Source organism: Paenibacillus sp. NRS-1782 (assembly GCF_050467685.1).
In the GTDB taxonomy this organism is placed as follows: domain Bacteria; phylum Bacillota; class Bacilli; order Paenibacillales; family Paenibacillaceae; genus Paenibacillus; species Paenibacillus terrae_A.
Genome location: NZ_JBITPH010000014.1, coordinates 61,172 through 79,859, shown reverse-complemented (window position 1 = coordinate 79,859; position 18,688 = coordinate 61,172). Strand labels below are relative to the sequence as shown.

Genomic DNA, 18,688 nt, shown 5'->3' with positions numbered 1-18,688 from the left:
AACACAGAAATGAGGTCATGACCTGTAACAAACACCAGCAAGCTAAACAGACTGAGCGACAGAGGCTGTGAAATCAATTTTTTCATCCTTTAACACTCCTTTTAAAATAGTTATATATTGGTCTTGCTGTGTTGCCGTTGCTTGGGATCTGAAAATCTCAAATATGGCGGTACACTTCCTGAACTCATGCTCATGTTCCATACCCAGGGTATCTGACAGCATGAGGGATTGCAGAATATAGTCCAGTGCAACCGTGAACTGCTGCTGCTTGATGTAATAGAGAGACAGTTGATAGCAGAAGCGAAAATAATAAGACACATTCACAGGCTCTTCGAGATATTTGAAATCGTCAATTTGTTCAGCAAAGGGCTCAAGCACAGTCTCTAAAGAATAGTCTTGCCTGGTTGCCCCTTCCACGATGGAAAGAAGCCCCGGTAACAGCTCCTCCGGATTGTCCTGAAGAAATTGAATATACTCCTGCAACACTTCCAAACAGCCTGACAAAATATCAAGGGCATACAGATTGGCTTTGGCAGCATGGCGATAATATTCGACCTCCGCTTCACCGTGAGGATCAAGACCATTAAACCAGCCCAATTCCGCATACTTTTCGATGCAATCTCGGGCTTCATCATATTTGCCCTGTTTCTGGAAGGCCATTCCTTTCATCAGATGACTGTATCCATAGTAATATACTAGTGGACGTTTGGTATGTATGGGTTGTACGGGTTTCTTGTGCGCTTTGTAGAACTGTAACACCTGATACTTCTGGCTGGCACGGTGGTACAGATGGTCACATAATGCAATCATATTGGCTCCATCGTTAAACGAAAATGACAGCTTAATCATATTAACAAGTGTATCTAAATCTGTGATGTCGGAGTGAACAAGTTCATCCACCCTCCCCACCTCCTTGTCCGACTTTTCATATTCACAAAATAGAAAGCTCGCCAAACCAAAGAATTATTGAATATGACTCATAAAATAACTTAATTACGTAATTAACACTTAATTAAGTTATATCATAAAACCAACTATGCCGCAAGCTTTTTATGAGAAAAAATCCCATTTACGCAGAGGTAAATGGGATTTAAGGATTTGGTGGGCTTCAATCGTTCATTTGTTGTTTTCCAAAAGGGAGACGGAATTCTTCCGCCTCCCCATTCGTTGTAATCCTTTACAACGTAACACCGTTTTTAAAAATAGCCAGCTCTCTGAAATTGTTCTTCTCGTTGTTCACCCAGGTTCCGCTGGCTACATCGACAATGTAATCCACAAAGCTGCGGAGCGCATCCTCCATACTAACATCCTCCACCAGTGAACCGGCGTTATAGTCGATCCAATGGGGTTTGGCCTTATACAGCGGCGAGTTGGTCGAAACCTTCATTGTCGGAACGAAGGAACCAAAAGGCGTACCGCGTCCAGTTGTGAAAATAACGAGCTGGCAGCCCGCTGCCGCAAGCGCCGAAGAAGCAACCAGATCATTCCCCGGTGCGCTGAGCAGGTTGAGTCCCTTGGTTTTGAGAAGCTCCCCGTACTGAATAACATCGGTGACCGTGGAAGAGCCGGATTTTTGCGTACAGCCCAGCGATTTATCCTCCAGTGTCGTGATGCCCCCTGCTTTGTTACCTGGTGACGGATTTTCGTATACCGGCTGCTTGTAATCCAGAAAATATTGCTTGAAATCGTTAATCAGATGCACGATTTTGCCGAATACCTCCTCGTCTGCCGCACGTTCCATGAGAATCGTCTCCGCGCCGAACATTTCCGGCACCTCAGTGAGTACCGTCGTGCCGCCCTGCGCAGCCATATAATCCGACAGCCGGCCGAGCAGCGGATTGGCGGTAATACCGGACAAGCCGTCAGAGCCGCCGCATTTCAGCCCGATATTCAGCTCAGCTAAAGGTACTGGCTCCCGCCGGTCTTCCTGCACAGCCGCATAAATTTCATGAAGCAACCGTACTCCTTCCTCCACTTCATCCGATACTTCCTGGGAAAGCAAAAACTTTACCCGTTCCGGGTCATATTCCCCGATGGCTTCCTTAAACTCCTTCATTTCATTGTTCTCGCAGCCTAAGCCAAGAACCAGCACCCCACCCGCATTGGAATGCTTCACCGCATCGATCAAGATCGTGCGCGTATATGCATGATCGTCTCCCAACTGGGAACAACCATAGTTATGCTTGAGCACAAGTGCATTTTCAAAAGGCGAAATATCGCCCGCTTCCTGCTTGAAACGATTTAAAATAAGCTCGGCAATCCCGTTCACACAACCGACCGTTGGCACAATCCACAACTCATTGCGAATGCCCACGCGACCGTCCTTTCGTCGATACCCCTGAAATGTGCGACTCTCCTGTTCATATAAATGAGGCGCTGGCTTAGGCTTGTAAGTATATTCCTCCACGCCCGTCAGATTCGTCTTTGTATTATGCGTATGCACATGCTGCCCTGCCTGAATGGGCTGAATGGCATGGCCAATCGGATATCCGTATTTCAGCACATTTCCACCTTCGGGAATGTCCTGCAATGCAATTTTATGCCCACGCGCCACATCCTCAGCCAGTTCTACACGCTGTTCTGCTTTCGCTCCCCACGCCAGCGTCTCGCCCTGCTTGTAATCGCGCAAAGCGACAGCCACGTTATCTTGATCATGAATTTGAATGAATTCCAGCATTTCAGTCCCCTCCTTGCTTATGCTCTGGGCACGCTGTTCCCGGTTAGAGAATCCAGCGTCTCCTTCATTCCCCTGCTTGTAATCTCATACACATGCTGTGCCGTCTGTTCAGCCAATCCTGCAATCTGGTTCAGGTCTTGCCCCCACCAGGTCTGCTTGCCCAGTATCTGTGCCGTGAATTGCTTCGCTCCGGCAAGTGTTCCGTCATATCCGCTCCACAGCTCGCCAAACGCGGTCAACACTTCCGCTTCGTCTGCCAAAGCAATCGGTTCGCCGTCTCTCTTTCCCCGGTAAAATATGAATAAGGACGCCAGCGAAAATACTGTTTTGACAGGTAATGCCTTATGCTGCTCTACATATTGAAGCAGGGAAGGCAAATTACGCGTCTTGAACTTGGATATCGAATTCAGTGCAATGCTCATAACATAATGACTCACATACGGATTATGAAACCGTTCAATGACATCATCGGCGTATACATTCAATTCCGCTGCTGGCGAATCCAGTGTTGGAATCACTTCTTCTCGAATAAGTGACTGAATAAAAGCACCCACGACATCATGCTCGACCGCCTGCCCTACCGTATCCAAGCCATATAAATAAGCGACAGGTGTGAGCGCCGTATGTGCCCCGTTCAAAATACGCACCTTGCGTGTACGGTATGGCGCCATATCGTCGACAATCAGTACGTTCAGTCCAGCCAGATGAGCAGGCAATTCTTCCTTGAGCCATTGTGGTCCTTCGATGACCCACAGGTGATACTGTTCACCGACAACGACCAGACTGTCCTCATAACCCAACTCTGCTTGAATCTCTGTGATCCGGTCCTTGGGATAACCCGGCACAATCCGATCCACGAGGCTGTTACAGAACGTATTCGCTTTCTCCAGCCAGGCTGTAAACTCAGCACCAAGCTTCCACTGATCTGCATACTTCAATACAATTTCCTTGAGCGCATCTCCATTGCGGTCGATCAGCTCGCATGGAATGATAACCAGGCCCTTGTCTGGATCTCCATTAAAAAATTGAAAGCGCTTATACAGCAAAGCAGCCAGCTTACCTGGAAAGCTCTTTTGCGGGCGATCTTCCAGCCGATCCTCCGGCACGTAAGCAATTCCTGCCTCCGTCGTGTTCGATACGACAAAGCGCAGCTCCGGTTTTTGAGACAACGCCTCATATTCTGACCAATCTGAGCCGTAAGGGTTAAGCCCGCGGGTGACGCATTCCACCAAGGTATGCTCCTTCACGGCCTGCCCGTCTTTTATCCCTTCGAGAATAACCGTGTACAGACCATCCTGCTCATTAAGCTTCTCTACGAGACCTCCTGCCTGCGGCTGTACCACGACAACACCCGTATTCCAATCGGCTAGCTTATTCATTTTGTCAAATTGCCAATCTACAAAAGCACGCAGGAAATTCCCTTCCCCAAATTGCAGCACCCTCTCAGGATGCGGCTCTGTTACGATAAAGTTTTTTCTGTTTAGTTGGTCTAGTTCATCTACTTGTTTCATCCGGAGTAACCTCCCATAATTACCTTAATGATTTCAATCATATTCTATCACAATGCACACGTTAACAAAACAGTTTTCTCAATATTTTTGGTTTTTTGAAATATTAATGACAATAATATGAACACGTTAACATATGAAATTATGCAACTATTCGCGGAGCTATGACTATCTTCCTGTTGTTTCGCACCTGAACCAAGGCGGTTAAGGCTTATTAGAATAGATGCAAGATAGCACGGGCAGGATAACATTACTTACTAGGCAGGAGGAACATCTATGAAGACAATCGCAGATACCATTGTAGAGGTTTTAGTCAATGCTGGGGTCAAGCGAATTTATGGTATCGTTGGAGATTCCTTAAATAATATGGTCGATTCCATTCGCAGTGACGGTCAAATTGAATGGATTCATGTACGGCACGAAGAAGTGGCTGCCTTTGCAGCCGGGGCAGATGCTGATCTAAGCGGCAGCATTGCAGTATGTGCCGGTAGCAGTGGTCCCGGAAATCTGCATCTTATTAACGGATTATATGATTGTCACCGCAATCGGGTACCTGTACTCGCTATTGCGGCCCATATTCCAAGCGACGAAATTGGAAGCGAATATTTCCAAGCTACACATCCCGAGCATCTTTTCGGGGAATGCAGCCACTTCTGTGAAGTCATTACAACTCCACGACAAATTCCAAGAACCGTTACAATGGCTATACAACAGGCGGTTTCACGTTCAGGTGTCTCTGTCATTGTTCTTCCCGGCGATGTGGCCGCTTTAGCAGCAGAAAAGGCGCCTATTCCTGAACATGTCTACCATCCCACTACACCTGTGGTGCATCCATCAGCTTCGGAAATTTCCCGGCTGGCCGAGTATCTGAATCAAGGCAAACGAATCACTTTGTTATGCGGCTCCGGCTGTGCGAAATCCCACGAATTGCTCATGCAACTGTGCAACAAGCTGAAATCCCCTATGGTAGTTGCCCTTCGGGGCAAGGAATATCTGGAGTATAACAATCCTTATTATGCAGGCCTAACGGGGCTGATCGGGTATTCTTCCGGATACCATGCGATGATGGATTGTGACGTCCTGCTTATGCTCGGAACAGACTTTCCCTACAGACAATTTTATCCCGAAAATGCAGTTGTGCTGCAAGTGGATATTGAGCCTGCCCACCTCGGCAGACGCACTCCCTTAACGTATGGGCTGTGCGGGGATGTAAAAGTAACGTCGGAAATACTGCTTCCTCATTTAACGACAGAGCATGATTCCAAGCATTTGGAAAAAACCGTCTCCCGCTATACCAAGGTGCGTCAGGAGTTGGATGAGCTAGCGGTTGGTAAACCGGGTCATACACCAATCCATCCCCAATATCTCACCAAGGTCGTCAGTGACGCCGCGCATGAAAATGCCATTTTCACCTGTGATGTTGGTACTCCCACTGTATGGGCAGCACGTTATTTGCAAATGAACGGTCAACGCCGACTTATCGGCTCCTTCAATCATGGAACGATGGCAAGTGCATTGCCGCAAGCGATTGGGGCACAAGCCACTGAGCCTGACCGCCAGGTTATTGCTCTTTCTGGCGATGGCGGACTGACGATGCTGATGGGCGATCTGCTTACCCTGAAACAGCATCAGTTACCTGTAAAAGTCATTGTTTTCAATAATGGCGCCCTCGGTTTTGTTGAGCTGGAAATGAAAGCAGCCGGTTTTCTGGAAAATGGCACCGAGCTGGTGAATCCTGATTTTGGCGCTGTGGCGGAAGCTATGGGTCTCAAGGGAATTCGAGTCGAAGATCCGGCGATGTTGGAGGACGCGATTCAACAGGCATTGGCTCACATTGGCCCTGTAGTCGTGGATGTAGTGGTCAATCGTCAGGAGCTATCCATGCCGCCCAAGATTAATCTCAAACAGGCTGAAGGCTTTACGTTATGGATGATGAAAGCTGTGCTGAACGGGCGCGGTGACGAAATTGTTGAACTGGCGAAAACAAATCTTTTACGATAAAGCTGCCACACTCGCACATATTTTAACAAAAAAAGGACAGGAACAGCGCGTTATGCACTGAACCTATCCTTTTGGGTTCGCTTTTTTCCAACATCATCAAGTTTAACGTTGCCTGTCTGCTGTCGATTTCCGCTTCATGAGCGCGGTTTCCATAAATATAAGCTCGCCCTCGTTCAACGGTGACTGGACCCTTTCCAAAATACATGCGGCTCCACGAGCGCTAATCTGCTCAATCGGTCTTTTGACCGTCGTTAACGGCGGGGTCGTATACATCGAAAAGCCAATATCGTCAAATCCAATGACCGAGACATCGTCTGGTACTTTTAAGCCGTGCTCGAATACGGCGTTCATCGCCCCGATAGCCATATCATCGTTAGAGCAAAACACCGCCGTGGGCGGTTCCTTCAGGGAAAGCAACTGCTTCATCGCCTGGCTTCCGCTTTCGGTGTCATAATGGCCATGCATAATATATTCGTGCCGAATCGGCTTGCCACTGTCAATCAGCGCATTCATGAAACCCTCTCGCCGTTGCTGGGTGGACTTAAAGCCTTCTACCCCTTCAATGATCGCGATGCGCTCATGCCCGCTTTCAATGAGAAAGGAAACGGCCTCATAAGACCCTTCCTTATCGTTCGAAATGACATTCACAATGCCTGCTCCTGACACCTGCCGATTCAGCACGACGAGCGGAATGCCCTGACCAAGCACATGATAAATAAACGGGTTGTCCGCCTCGCTCTGACTCATCAGGATGATGCCATCAAAACGCTTGCGGTGAATGGCCGAAAAATCGGCGTAATCGTCAATCCCTCGCACAAACAGATTGTAATCCACCCCAATGACATGATTCACTCCACGGATGGTGTCTGCAAAAAAGCTGGAGCTTGTGCCTTCTGAAATACTGGTGAAAAACAGACCAATCGTATGCGAGCGCTGGAGGACAAGGCTTTTGGCGTTAAAATTCGGAATGTAATTGAGTTGCTCCGCCAGCTCCATAATTTTGCGTTTGGTATCTTCTTTGATCAAGGGGCTGTTGTTGAGCGCCCGGGAGACGGTCGTATGGGAAACATTCGCCAATTTGGCAATGTCTTTAATGGTAGCTGCCATAATACGTATCCTTTCTTTATTGAGGCTCTAAAAAATTATATACCCACCATACCACAAGAGCCGCCCGGAAAAGAAGACTTTCACAAATTATACGCGGTTATCAGCATGTCGACGCTGTAGCTCTTGAACCATTTCTGCATGTCTGCTGTCTGTCAGCTTGTACATTTTACCGATTACCAGCATGGCAATGAGCAGGGCAACAGCAGGATAGAGACACAGCAGCGCCTTAATTCCGAGCAGCGTTCCAGAGGTTTGAACCACATTCGGGACATACCCGATAAACGCCAGCCCGATACCGGAAAGAAAGCCGGATAAGGATTGAGCCAATTTGCGTGAAAAATTAAACAGCGAGTAAGTAATCCCTTCTTTCCGCTCCCCGGATGACCATTCACCATAATCAATGATATCGGAGACAAAGGCCCAGGTAACCCCGTTAGGAATACTAATACCAATGAACGAAATACTGGCTAGAATGGTGAAAATATATACATTCGATGGCATAAAGAAGTTCATAGAGTCGGCAATGACACTGACCAGCATCCCAAGCATGGCTGTTTTTCGTTTACCGAAGCGCCGCACCAGTTTGGGCAAGAACAACACACCCAGCAACGACGAACCAATAATAATAAAATTCATATAAGCCATTAATTCTACATGCCCCAAATTATATTCGGCAAAATAGATCAGCAGCGCGGACTTGATATTGTACGCGGATATGGTAAAAATCGTCATCAACACGAGTACCAACAGAGGCTTGTTGGTCGTAAAGGTATGCACGATCACGCCAAAAGAGAGTTTTTCCTTGGGACTTGACTGACTAACAATACGTTCCTTCGTTCCCCGATAGCATATCATAAAAGCGATCACACCAATGAATGACATGATTCCCATCACAATAGGATATCCCACATGATGGTTGGGAAACAGTAAAATAAGCGGCATAACGATGACACTGGTTACGAATAATGCTCCCAGTGAGCCTGCCTGACGGAAGGAAGATAATGAAGCACGTTGAATGGTATCCTGCGTAATAGCCGCCCCTAGTGAACCATACGGAATATTCACAATGGAATACCCAACTCCCCAGATCATATAGGACGCATAGGCATAAATAAGCTTGCCCGTTGGTGAGATGTTCGGCGAAATAAAGGTAAGAACCGTAAGAATAGCAAGGAGGACGCTTCCAACGATAAGAAAGGGTCTGAATTTCCCGCGTGGACCAATATGCTTGCGATAGTCGACAAAGGACCCGACAATAGGATCGCAGATGGCAGCAAACAGCTTGCTGACCAGAAAAATACCTGCGGCTGCTCCTGCTGAAACGCCTGCTACATCCGTAAAGAATTTCAACAGGTACAACTGTCCCAGATCAAACATGAATCCGTTTCCAAAGTCACCCATACCATAAGAAATCTTTTCTTTCAGGCTGATATGCTCACCTGTCTTGTTGTCAGTTTGGATGCTCTCCTGAACGATAGGCACTCCCATACCCTGCTCACTCCTCTATTTTTTGTGATTACTTTCACATTCTTAATGGATACGTATTCTGTTTTCAATCCACCTTACCCGGAGCTTGAACATACTCCAGGCAAGGGTATCTATTGAAATGTGAATTTACAAGTTCATCCTGTATAGCATCACTTGCTGTGTACCACCGTCGGGAAATTAAAATATTGCTTGGCATTGTTGTAGCTAATATTTTGTACCATCTCTCCAAGCAGCTCCAGATCCTCAGGCGCCTTGCCTTCTTGTACCCACGTTCCGATCAGATCACACAGTATCCGGCGGAAATATTCGTGCCGTGTGTAGGATAGGAAGCTGCGAGAATCCGTTAGCATACCGATAAAGCGAGACAGCACTCCATAGTTGGCCAGCAGCTTCATCTGCTCCTGCATGCCTTCGATATGATCGTTATACCACCATGCAGTGCCAAACTGGATTTTCCCTGCTGTTCCGCCGGACTGGAAGCAGCCTGCAAGACTTGCCAGCACCGGATAATCAACTGAGTTGAGCGAATATAAAATAGTTCGCGGCAGACCACCTGCCAGCTCCTGTGCGTCCAGCAATGCCGCCAGCGGACGAGCGATGGAGCCGTCATTAACCGCATCATAGCCTGTATCTGGTCCCAAGCGCCGGAACATGGCAGTGTTATTATTACGCAGCGCGTGAATATGGTACTGCATAGCCCAGCCATGCTCTGCATACTGTTTTCCAAGGAATACCAGAACGTACGATTTGTATTTCGCTTCTTCTAATGGAGTTACATTACCTTCCTCCAGCGCCTTGCTGTATATCGTTGCCGCTTCCTCACGTGTCGTTTCTTCATAAACGACTGTATCCAGCGCATGATCGGACACCCGTCCTCCGACAGCATGGAAGTGACGTACCCGGCTCGCCAGCGCGTTCAAAAACCCTTCCAGACCGGAAACATCCAGTCCGCTCACTTCACCCAATCGAGCCACCCAGGGCTGGAATGTCTCACGATTAATCTCCAGCGCTTTGTCCGGACGGAAGCTTGGCAGTACAGCCACCGGAAAATCAGCCAGCTTGCCGATTTGCTTATGATATTCGAGATGGTCCGTCGGATCATCGGTAGTGCACACAACGGTTACCTTTGAATTCACAATCAGATCACGTGCCCCAAAGCCCTTTCCTTGCAGCTTTTGGTTCACCTTTTCCCAAATTACAGGCGCATTCTGTTCGTTCAACAGCTCATGGACACCAAAAAAGCGCTGAAGCTCCAAATGCGTCCAATGATACAGCGGGTTGCCGATCAGTGTAGGTACGGTTTTGGCCCAAGCCAAAAATTTGTCATAGTCTTCCGCATCTCCGGTAATCAGGCGTTCTTCAACTCCATTGGCCCGCATGAGTCTCCACTTGTAATGATCCCCGTACAGCCATGCTTCCGTAATGTTTTTGAACGTTTTATTTTCGTAAATTTCCTGTGGACTTAAATGACAATGATAGTCGAGAATCGGCAAATCCTTGGCGTACTGATGATACAAAATTTCAGCAGTCGGATTGCTCAACAAAAAGTTGTCGTCTAAAAATGCTTTGGTCATGGCTCATTCATCCCTTCTATAATCATGTTTCCTGATAATTGTTAACGTGAACAAAAATGAATTCGATCTTTCTGCTATCCAGTAATAGCATTCAATGACGCATAGCAGGTTACCTGATTATATCAGATCAAACCGCTATAATACGATACCTGTATGTCGAATCACCCTTGATTACTTCTCCTTAAATTTAATGTTTACGTTAACAACAATTATATTGTAACCGCTATCCTTTGCAGAGGAAAGTGATTTTTATCATGAGAAGGAGCAAAAAAAAGACCTGGCCTCAGCTTCAGCAGATCTGTTTACTCCGTCCAACTTTATTTTCAGACTATAGCGCGGCTTGCACAGACTCTATATTCATTTTTTTGATTTTCCCTCTTGAACCGCTCTTTGAAAACGTTTTTATAAATTTTCAATCTTTTTCAGAAAATATTTCTCTTGAAAATACCAGTTTATGTATTATAATTGTAATATACAACCAATGTTTTACATTGAAAGTAAGTCATTATCATATTCCAAAAGAAGAGGTGATCGCGTTGAGCACAAAAGTGCAAGCTATCCATACTAAAACCGGTACAAAAGGAGCTGACCTCGTTGTCGATTGCTTGATTAAACAAGGTGTAACACACATTTTTGGTATTCCAGGTGCCAAGATTGACTCGGTATTTGATGTCCTTCAAGAACGCGGCCCGGAGCTGATCGTATGCCGTCACGAGCAAAATGCCGCCTTTATGGCAGCTGCCGTCGGTCGCCTAACGGGTAAACCTGGCGTATGTCTCGTTACCTCCGGCCCCGGTGCATCGAATTTGGCTACAGGACTTGTCACCGCAAATGCGGAAAGTGATCCCGTCGTCGCTCTTGCTGGTGCAGTTCCAAGATCCGAACGTTTGAAGCGCACCCACCAATCCATGGATAGCGCCGGGTTATTCGAGCCTATCACCAAATACAGTGTGGAAGTGGAGCATCCCGATAGTGTGCCAGAAGCCATTACCAACGCATTTCGGATTGCGACCTCAGCACAGCCTGGAGCAACCTTTGTAAGTCTACCCCAGGACGTTTTGACTTCGTCATCCGAAGTAACCGCCATTGAGAAGCTTTCCCTCCCACAGCTTGGAACCGCACCAGCCGGACTTATCAAACAAGTAGCTGGCCAAATCAGCCATGCCAAGTTACCTGTTCTCTTACTCGGTATGAAAGCCAGCACTCCCGAAGCTACAACAGCCATCCGCGCACTCATTCAGAATACAGATCTGCCTGTCGTTGAAACCTTCCAGGCTGCCGGAGCCATTTCCCGCGAACTGGAGGAACATTATTTTGGCCGAGTGGGCTTGTTCCACAATCAGCCGGGTGACATGCTCCTTGGAGCCGCAGATTTGGTGCTGACCATTGGCTATGACCCCATTGAATACGATCCGAAAAACTGGAACATTCCTGCAAACCGAACCCTGATTCATCTGGATGATCATCAGGCGGATATCGACCATGATTATCAACCGGATTACGAACTGATCGGGAATATAGCTCTGATCGTGCGCAGTCTCGCAGAAGAATTGCCTGCATTAAAGCTGTCTGAAACCTCATGCGCCCAACTGAACCGTCTCCGCCACGATCTAAACGAACAAGCTGCCGCCCCTGTCCGCAAGCACGACTATCTGGTTCATCCATTACAATTCATTCGTACTCTGCGCAGCCTGATTGATGATCATGTCACGGTCACCTGCGATGTGGGTTCCCACTACATTTGGATGGCCCGGTATTTCCGATCCTATGAGCCGCGTCGCCTTCTGTTCAGTAACGGGATGCAGACGCTGGGTGTAGCTCTTCCCTGGGGCATTGCTGCCACTCTCGTCAATCCTGGTCAAAAAGTCGTTTCCATTTCCGGCGACGGAGGATTTCTTTTCTCATCCATGGAGCTTGAAACCGCCGTACGTCTCAACTCCCCACTTGTACACATCGTATGGAGAGACGGCACCTACGACATGGTCGCTTTTCAACAACGGATTAAATATGGCAGAACCTCCGGCGTAGAATTTGGAGATGTGGATGTCGTAAAATATGCCGAAAGCTTCGGGGCAACCGGATTGCGTGTGCATTCCCCTGAAGAACTGGAAAGCGTATTGCAACAGGCACTACATACCGATGGCCCCGTGGTCGTCGATATTCCGATTGATTATCAGGATAATATCCAGCTGGGACGTAAACTGCTGCCCAATCAGTTAAACTGACTTCACAGTTGCCCAAACGTGACGACTTGGTGACAATGAATGGCGTTTAACATTTTTTATGAAAAAGAAAGAAAATAAATGCATCCAATCACAAAAGGAAGTGTATTTCCATGACCGTTGCAGAACTGGAAACAAAGCAAAAAACTGATCATGATATTTATCAAACGTCCACCATGCTCGCTTTATTGGATGGTCTTTATGACGGAGTCGTTACCTTCAAGGAACTGCAAAAGCACGGGGATTTCGGGCTCGGCACCTTCGATCAACTGAATGGTGAGATGATTGCGTTTGATGGCGAATTTTATCACTTGCTTCCAGACGGTACGGCCCATCGTGTAAAACCGGAAGAGACAACTCCCTTTTCCACTGTCACCTTTTTCCGCGAAGATTTCACATATACTATTGACCATCCCATACATCGTGAAGAGCTGGAAGCCCTGCTGCTAAAGCTGTTTCCAAGTCGTAATCTGTTCTACGCCTTCCGTATGGATGGCACTTTTCGTGAAGTGAAGACACGCACCGTGCCTCACCAAGTGAAGCCTTACAAACCTTTTATCGAAGCGACCAAATCACAGCCCACCTTCACTTTTAACGACGCTTCCGGCGTAATTACCGGGTTTTGGACACCTGCATATGCTCAAGGAATTGGAGTGGCCGGGTTCCATTTGCACTTTATTAACGACGAGCGTACCGGAGGCGGGCATGTCTTTGATTTTGTTGTCGACAAGTGCACAATCCGTGTTTGTCAAAAATCCAATCTGCACCTCGTCCTGCCCAATACACTCGATTATTTGACCGCCAATCTGTCCAGAGAAAATCTGGAGAAAGAAATCGCCATTACTGAGGGTGCGCAATAATCACAGGGTATGACTCATGAAGATACAATGGAATTTGTTATAAATGAGATTCTACCTCCTACAGAAACCAAAAGATCGCAGCCCGGAAGAGATGCTTGATGCTCTCCGGCTGCGATCTTTTTAATAGAGTATTTTGCATAAATCCTAAGAACGATTTCAAATCAGCAATATATTGATCGAAACGGTTTAGTGCGTCTATATATTGTACTTTCGAGCATTGGGGCTCCCCCTCAGGAGAACCGCTATATAACAGAAGTTACGGCTTATTTAACATGTAATGATCCTGCACTCAATATTCCCGCTACACGCTGAGCGTCGAAAATACGGGAAAGCTCCTCGACTGCCGTCAAGTACAGCAGACCGTTGCCTTCCAGCTTGGCAGAATGGCCGAGCGGAATGGTGCGTTTGATCAGCTGGGCGTATAGCTCCGGCTCGGTGAGATTCCGTTCAAAGCTCGCGTTCGCCAACGGCTTAATCAGCGCCAAAACCCCAGCCACATGTGGAGTAGCCATTGAAGTACCGCTGAAGGTCGCGTATTTTCCTCCCGGAATGGTAGACAGAATATCTTCTCCCGGCGCAACCAAATCCACCTCATTGTTGGAGTTGCTGAAATCGGAAGCATGTCTGTCAAAGTTTACAGCGCCTACGCTGATCACCTCATTATAGCAGCCAGGATAGCCCAGCTCGTCCGTTCTGTCGTCACCGTCACCCTCATTACCTGCTGCGCAGACGACCAAAATATGGTTCGCTACCGCCTTCTGCACCGCTTCATGCAGCTCAGGCACGTCCTCGGGGCCGCCAAGCGACATCGAGATGATATCTGCCTTTTGCTCAATCGCATAATGAATCCCCTGAATGATCCAGTCGTATTGACCGGAGCCTTGCTTGTTCAGCACCTTGATAATGAGTAAATCCGCCTCCGGGGCGACACCCACCACACCATCCTCATTTTCTGCTGCCGCGATTGTACCTGCCACATGCGTACCGTGACCGTTGTAATCCGTAAAAATGTTTGGATCACTGTCATCATCATCCGTGAAGTTCCGGCCACCAATAATGCGTTCCTTCAAATCAGGATGGTTCGCATCACAGCCCGTATCCAGTACTGCCACCTTCACTCCCTGGCCTCGGGTTCGGCTCCACATCGCAGGGGCCTGAATCAGCTCCACCCCTCGCGGTATTTCATTCACCTGTCGCTCCTGCTTGATCACTTGGTAAGGAATGATATGCACTTTGCGTTCCATCCTATTCCCTCCTTCATGGATTCAATCGGAAACCATCCGTCTCTGAAACTTTGAAAACCTCTACTGAAGCTCTTGTTCGAGGTTACTATATTCTAGCAATTTTTGGAAATCTTGAACATCCCCTTTTTGCTTATTTTTGTAAAAAAACAAGCATCCCCCATATCCATGGAGAATGCCTATGTATAGTGGTGCCTGAGCAACTACAGCATCAAGTGTCAGCCTGACAACGAATCCGCTTGAAGCTCAACCTTGGACAACAGCGACTTGTGCTGCCATTTCCGACCTTTCCAGCGCAGGTAGTGGAAAATGCCTCGTACCCACTCATCGCAGGCATGCGCAATCCACACCCCAAGCACACCATATCCCAGATGAATACCCAGCACATATGCCAATGGAATTTTGATCCCCCACATCGAGATGATCGCCATCATCAAGGGAAACTGTACATCCCCCGCCGCCCGCAAGGAGTTAATGACGACATGGTTGAACACACGGCCCGGCTCCAGCAATATACAGAACAGCAAAATCGCTGCCCCCAGTTGAATAATCGCCGGCTCATCCGAAAAGATCGCCATCACTTCATATCGGAAAAAGGATACCCCCACAATCACCGCAATCGTAATGACCAGTGACCATTTCAGGCTACGCAGCAGTTGGTGATACGCCTTCTCCTTATCTCCTGCACCTATCAGGCGAGCAACAATAATTTCCGTCCCCTCGCCCACTGCCATGCCGAACACCATAAAAAAGTACACAATCGTATTCGTATAAAAATGAGTAGCAATCGCCGTTGTGCCCATGAAGCTGACAAACCGGGTCACCATCATTTGGCTGAGCTGATAAGACAACCATTCCAGTCCCGCCGGGATGCCGATTTTCAGGATGGCCACCAGCTTGCTCCATTGAAGCTGTACATAATACTGGAGGCGAATCGGCGCACTTACACGTTTGTACAGCAATATAAAAATCCAGACACAGGCTACAGCGCGGCTAATTACTGTTGAAATCGCTGCTCCAGCCACGCCCATTTGCGGCAGACCAAACCAGCCGTAAATTAGCAACGCATTCCCCACAATATGCAAAATGTTCATACCAATGCCCACGATCATCGTATCTTTCGTAAAACCGTGTGAACGAATCACCGGACCTGCGGTTAGCATAAGCGCTTCCAGAAACAGCGAACCCCCTGCCAGCATCATATAGATCTCGGCATTTTCCTTAATCGTCGGGGTAATATGGTAAAAGGACAGCAGAAAATCCCGGCTTACAATAAACATCAAGCTCAGCGCCAAACCGAATACCAGATTGAAGGTCAGGGCCGAGGCCGTTACACGGCTCGCATCCACATGCTTTTGCGCACCCAATAGCTGAGCGATGATGACACCTACTCCAAGACCAAGCAGATTGAACAAAATAATCGTAAATTCAATCAGCTGTCTCGACACACCCACAGCTGACACAACCTCGTCCGACACATGGCTCAGCATGAACGTATCCACGCTACCCATTAAGATATGAAACAGCATTTCTATAAAGATCGGCCAAGTGATTGCAAAAACTGTCATCGTTTTCACGACTTGTGCTTGCTTGGAGCCGCTTTCCTGCGAAAGTGACATACTTCTGTATTCCTCCCAGATGTGAACCCTGTATATGCTCGGACATTCATATGGATACCGCTTACTCAATCATAAAAAGTCATGTGCCTCTTCTCATTTTTATAATATTCCAGGCGATCCTGCAATTGTCCTGTATGGAATTCAAACTTATGTCCGTCCGGATCTGTAAAATAGACTGACCTTTTGTCCTGTTCATTCCGCTCTCGTCCGGGCAAAATTGTGACATTGAAAGCTCTCAGCTTGTTAAGCATATCCTCAAAATCCGCTTCCGCTACCGAAAATGCAACATGCGTATAGGAATGATGAATTTCATTTCTCGGAATATCCTCCTCCACATTGAGAGCCAGCCACATGCCCAGACAGTCCAGATAAGCTAGCTTACGTCCTTTGACAAGCAGCTTTCCATCTAATACATTTTGATAAAAATGTATCGACTTCTCCAAATCTGACACCGAAAAGCAAATATGATTCCATCCTTGTATACTCATATTACCCTATTCCTTTCAGCGAACCCTGTTCAGCCAATAAGTCCACGCTTCTGTATATTGATCGAAGCCTCCCCTCCATCATGCCTCTGATTCACTACGCGACTGACGCTACGATTCATCGCTATGATTCAATCCGTTCGCCAGCCGCACCTGCTTTAAAAAGAAATCTTTTCATGCTCCGCATAAATTTCAAGCGCACGCTCCATTTTATGGACATAGTCCTCATCCTGACTGGTACACAGGAACGTAATGTGTCCCTCCTGCGATTGACCTGCTTTTGCCGGAGATACCAGCAAATTGCGCTCAGACAGCACCTGTTTTAACCGTCTGACCGTTCCCTGACTCCCGTCGATTAGCTGAATATGGGAAGGCAGCAGCCCCTTCAAGATCTCCTTATAAAAAGGATAGTGTGTGCACCCCAAAACGACCGTACCGTATAAGGTCAGATCGAACGCAGACAGCTTGCGGTTAAAATATTCAGCCATTATTGTCCGGTCAAAATGTAACTGCTCACAATAATGCACCAGCTCGGGCAAGGGCAACGAATCTACACTTCCATGATCGTCAACTCTGGACACCAGCGCTGCAAAACCGGATTGTTTTAATGTCAACGGCGTCGCTAACACCAGCACTCTTTTACCATTCGCTCGATTCATCTCCACCGCAGGCTTCACGGCCGGCTCCATGCCAATGATCGGAATATCGTATTCGTTCCTCAGCTCCGCAACCGCGATACTCGTGGCTGTATTACAGGCAATGACCAGCGCCTTAACATCCTCTTTTAAAATCGTTTGTACCGAAGCCTTGACGTATCCGCACACCTCCTGCGGTGTTTTCGTCCCGTAAGGAACATGAAGCGTATCCGCCAAGTATACAAAATTTTCGTTTGGCAGCCGTCGTAAGGCCTCAGATAATACTGTAATTCCACCCAATCCTGAATCAAAAAAACCAATCTTCAAGCTACTCACCTTTTTTCGTTCATCTGATGTACCTATTCTGCTGACTACATGGTAATTTCATTTTCGCCTATGGAATCCATTCTTCTAACTCAGCTCATACTTAAATTTTACCGCAAAACTGATATTTTGCAAAAGAAACACATGAATTTTACAGTGAAAAAAATTAAGTAGCTTATTAAAATTAATTTAATATAAAAGTGTTGACAGATATTATCTTTATATTGTAATATTACGAGGTAAATGACTTACTTAACTTACCTAGGGGGAAATAAATCATGTCTAAAGTACTATTTGTCAAAGCTAATGATCGTACAGCCGAAGAATCGGCAACCGTTAAATTGTATAACGCTTTCGTGGAAAGCTACAAAGCTTCCCATCCATCCGATGAAATCACTGAACTGGACCTGTTCTCCGTCGAGCTTCCTTATTTGAACGCCAACATGATTAACGGCATGTTCAAATCCGCTAGAGGCTTGGAGCTGAACGCTGAAGAAGCTCGCCTGACGGGCGTAGCTAACGGCTACCTTGATCAATTCCTGGCGGCAGACAAAGTCGTATTCGCTTTCCCGCTTTGGAACATGACGATTCCAGCTGTACTGCATACTTACATTGACTACCTGAACCAAGCTGGTAAAACGTTCAAATACACTGCTGAGGGTCCAGTTGGTCTCGTAACTGAAACTAAAGTAGCCCTGTTGAATGCAAGAGGCGGCGTATACTCCGAAGGCCCTGCTGCTGCTGCTGAAATGTCTTTGAACTTCATGAGCAACATCTTATCCTTCTTCGGTGTGAAAGACATCGTGAAGGTTGTACTGGAAGGACATAACCAAGCTCCAGATCAAGCACAAGCCATTGTTGAAGCTGCTGTACAAAGTGCAACAGAAGCTGCAAAATCCTTCTAAATCCATATATATGACAGAAGAGGATATCCGCCCCTATTTGGG

Annotated in this window: 14 protein-coding genes; 4 read left to right on the top strand and 10 right to left on the bottom strand. The window is 47.2% G+C overall.

Annotated features, from left to right (window positions below; all coding sequences use genetic code 11):
- Positions 1 to 42 precede the first annotated feature (42 nt).
- From ACIFQM_RS05420 to ACIFQM_RS05410, 3 genes are all read right to left on the bottom strand, one after another.
- Positions 43 to 900, bottom strand: coding sequence for a DNA-binding protein (locus tag ACIFQM_RS05420; RefSeq protein WP_430039256.1), 858 nt, complete (start codon positions 898 to 900; stop codon positions 43 to 45).
- A gap of 277 nt (positions 901 to 1,177) precedes the next feature.
- Positions 1,178 to 2,677: a UxaA family hydrolase gene (locus tag ACIFQM_RS05415; RefSeq protein WP_430039258.1), complete on the bottom strand. Its 1,500-nt coding sequence runs from the start codon at positions 2,675 to 2,677 to the stop codon at positions 1,178 to 1,180.
- 17 nt (positions 2,678 to 2,694) lie between these two features.
- Positions 2,695 to 4,188, bottom strand: coding sequence for a tagaturonate reductase (locus tag ACIFQM_RS05410; protein WP_430039260.1), 1,494 nt, complete (start codon positions 4,186 to 4,188; stop codon positions 2,695 to 2,697).
- A gap of 273 nt (positions 4,189 to 4,461) precedes the next feature.
- On the opposite strand from ACIFQM_RS05410, the gene poxB reads away from it, so the two are divergent.
- Entirely contained in the window at positions 4,462 to 6,186 is a 1,725-nt protein-coding gene (poxB, locus tag ACIFQM_RS05405) for a ubiquinone-dependent pyruvate dehydrogenase (RefSeq protein ID WP_430039262.1), read from the top strand.
- Positions 6,187 to 6,288: 102 nt separating this feature from the next.
- On the opposite strand, the gene ACIFQM_RS05400 is transcribed toward poxB, so the two are convergent.
- The 3 genes from ACIFQM_RS05400 to uxaC all read right to left on the bottom strand — a co-directional run bounded on the left by ACIFQM_RS05400 (position 6,289) and on the right by uxaC (position 10,355).
- Entirely contained in the window at positions 6,289 to 7,293 is a 1,005-nt protein-coding gene (locus ACIFQM_RS05400) for a LacI family DNA-binding transcriptional regulator (RefSeq protein ID WP_430039264.1), read from the bottom strand.
- An 87-nt stretch (positions 7,294 to 7,380) separates the two neighbouring features.
- Entirely contained in the window at positions 7,381 to 8,781 is a 1,401-nt protein-coding gene (locus ACIFQM_RS05395; RefSeq protein WP_430039266.1) for a glycoside-pentoside-hexuronide (GPH):cation symporter, read from the bottom strand.
- Between the two features lie 149 nt (positions 8,782 to 8,930).
- Complete coding sequence (uxaC, locus tag ACIFQM_RS05390; protein ID WP_430039268.1) at positions 8,931 to 10,355, bottom strand: glucuronate isomerase; 1,425 nt, start codon at positions 10,353 to 10,355, stop codon at positions 8,931 to 8,933.
- 527 nt (positions 10,356 to 10,882) lie between these two features.
- Between uxaC and alsS the strand changes: the two genes are divergently transcribed.
- Both alsS and budA read left to right on the top strand, forming a co-directional pair.
- Positions 10,883 to 12,580: an acetolactate synthase AlsS gene (alsS, locus tag ACIFQM_RS05385; RefSeq protein WP_430048081.1), complete on the top strand. Its 1,698-nt coding sequence runs from the start codon at positions 10,883 to 10,885 to the stop codon at positions 12,578 to 12,580.
- Between the two features lie 110 nt (positions 12,581 to 12,690).
- Positions 12,691 to 13,437, top strand: a complete 747-nt coding sequence (budA, locus tag ACIFQM_RS05380; RefSeq protein ID WP_430039270.1) for an acetolactate decarboxylase — start codon at positions 12,691 to 12,693, stop codon at positions 13,435 to 13,437.
- 263 nt (positions 13,438 to 13,700) lie between these two features.
- On the opposite strand, the gene ACIFQM_RS05375 is transcribed toward budA, so the two are convergent.
- The 4 genes from ACIFQM_RS05375 to murI form a co-directional block, all read right to left on the bottom strand.
- A complete protein-coding gene (locus tag ACIFQM_RS05375) occupies positions 13,701 to 14,681 on the bottom strand; it encodes a S8 family peptidase (protein ID WP_430065113.1) in 981 nt (326 codons plus the stop codon).
- A 215-nt stretch (positions 14,682 to 14,896) separates the two neighbouring features.
- The gene (locus tag ACIFQM_RS05370; RefSeq protein WP_430065111.1) at positions 14,897 to 16,297 is read right to left on the bottom strand and encodes an MATE family efflux transporter; all 1,401 of its coding nucleotides are present in this window, start codon (positions 16,295 to 16,297) and stop codon (positions 14,897 to 14,899) included.
- A gap of 65 nt (positions 16,298 to 16,362) precedes the next feature.
- A complete protein-coding gene (fosB, locus tag ACIFQM_RS05365) occupies positions 16,363 to 16,785 on the bottom strand; it encodes a metallothiol transferase FosB (RefSeq protein WP_430039276.1) in 423 nt (140 codons plus the stop codon).
- Positions 16,786 to 16,940: 155 nt separating this feature from the next.
- Positions 16,941 to 17,744: a glutamate racemase gene (murI, locus tag ACIFQM_RS05360; RefSeq protein ID WP_430039278.1), complete on the bottom strand. Its 804-nt coding sequence runs from the start codon at positions 17,742 to 17,744 to the stop codon at positions 16,941 to 16,943.
- 275 nt (positions 17,745 to 18,019) lie between these two features.
- Between murI and ACIFQM_RS05355 the strand changes: the two genes are divergently transcribed.
- Positions 18,020 to 18,646, top strand: a complete 627-nt coding sequence (locus ACIFQM_RS05355; RefSeq protein ID WP_430039280.1) for an FMN-dependent NADH-azoreductase — start codon at positions 18,020 to 18,022, stop codon at positions 18,644 to 18,646.
- Positions 18,647 to 18,688: the final 42 nt, after the last annotated feature.

What these genes read in the sequence shown, in the direction of transcription:
- ACIFQM_RS05370 (WP_430065111.1), bottom strand. Translation starts at nt 16,297, where the DNA reads ATGTCACTTTCGCAGGAAAGCGGCTCCAAGCAAGCACAAGTCGTGAAA.
- uxaC (WP_430039268.1), bottom strand. Translation starts at nt 10,355, where the DNA reads ATGACCAAAGCATTTTTAGACGACAACTTTTTGTTGAGCAATCCGACT.
- ACIFQM_RS05355 (WP_430039280.1), top strand. Translation starts at nt 18,020, where the DNA reads ATGTCTAAAGTACTATTTGTCAAAGCTAATGATCGTACAGCCGAAGAA.
- ACIFQM_RS05375 (WP_430065113.1), bottom strand. Translation starts at nt 14,681, where the DNA reads ATGGAACGCAAAGTGCATATCATTCCTTACCAAGTGATCAAGCAGGAG.
- ACIFQM_RS05400 (WP_430039264.1), bottom strand. Translation starts at nt 7,293, where the DNA reads ATGGCAGCTACCATTAAAGACATTGCCAAATTGGCGAATGTTTCCCAT.
- ACIFQM_RS05395 (WP_430039266.1), bottom strand. Translation starts at nt 8,781, where the DNA reads ATGGGAGTGCCTATCGTTCAGGAGAGCATCCAAACTGACAACAAGACA.
- poxB (WP_430039262.1), top strand. Translation starts at nt 4,462, where the DNA reads ATGAAGACAATCGCAGATACCATTGTAGAGGTTTTAGTCAATGCTGGG.
- ACIFQM_RS05415 (WP_430039258.1), bottom strand. Translation starts at nt 2,677, where the DNA reads ATGCTGGAATTCATTCAAATTCATGATCAAGATAACGTGGCTGTCGCT.
- fosB (WP_430039276.1), bottom strand. Translation starts at nt 16,785, where the DNA reads ATGAGTATACAAGGATGGAATCATATTTGCTTTTCGGTGTCAGATTTG.
- ACIFQM_RS05410 (WP_430039260.1), bottom strand. Translation starts at nt 4,188, where the DNA reads ATGAAACAAGTAGATGAACTAGACCAACTAAACAGAAAAAACTTTATC.
- budA (WP_430039270.1), top strand. Translation starts at nt 12,691, where the DNA reads ATGACCGTTGCAGAACTGGAAACAAAGCAAAAAACTGATCATGATATT.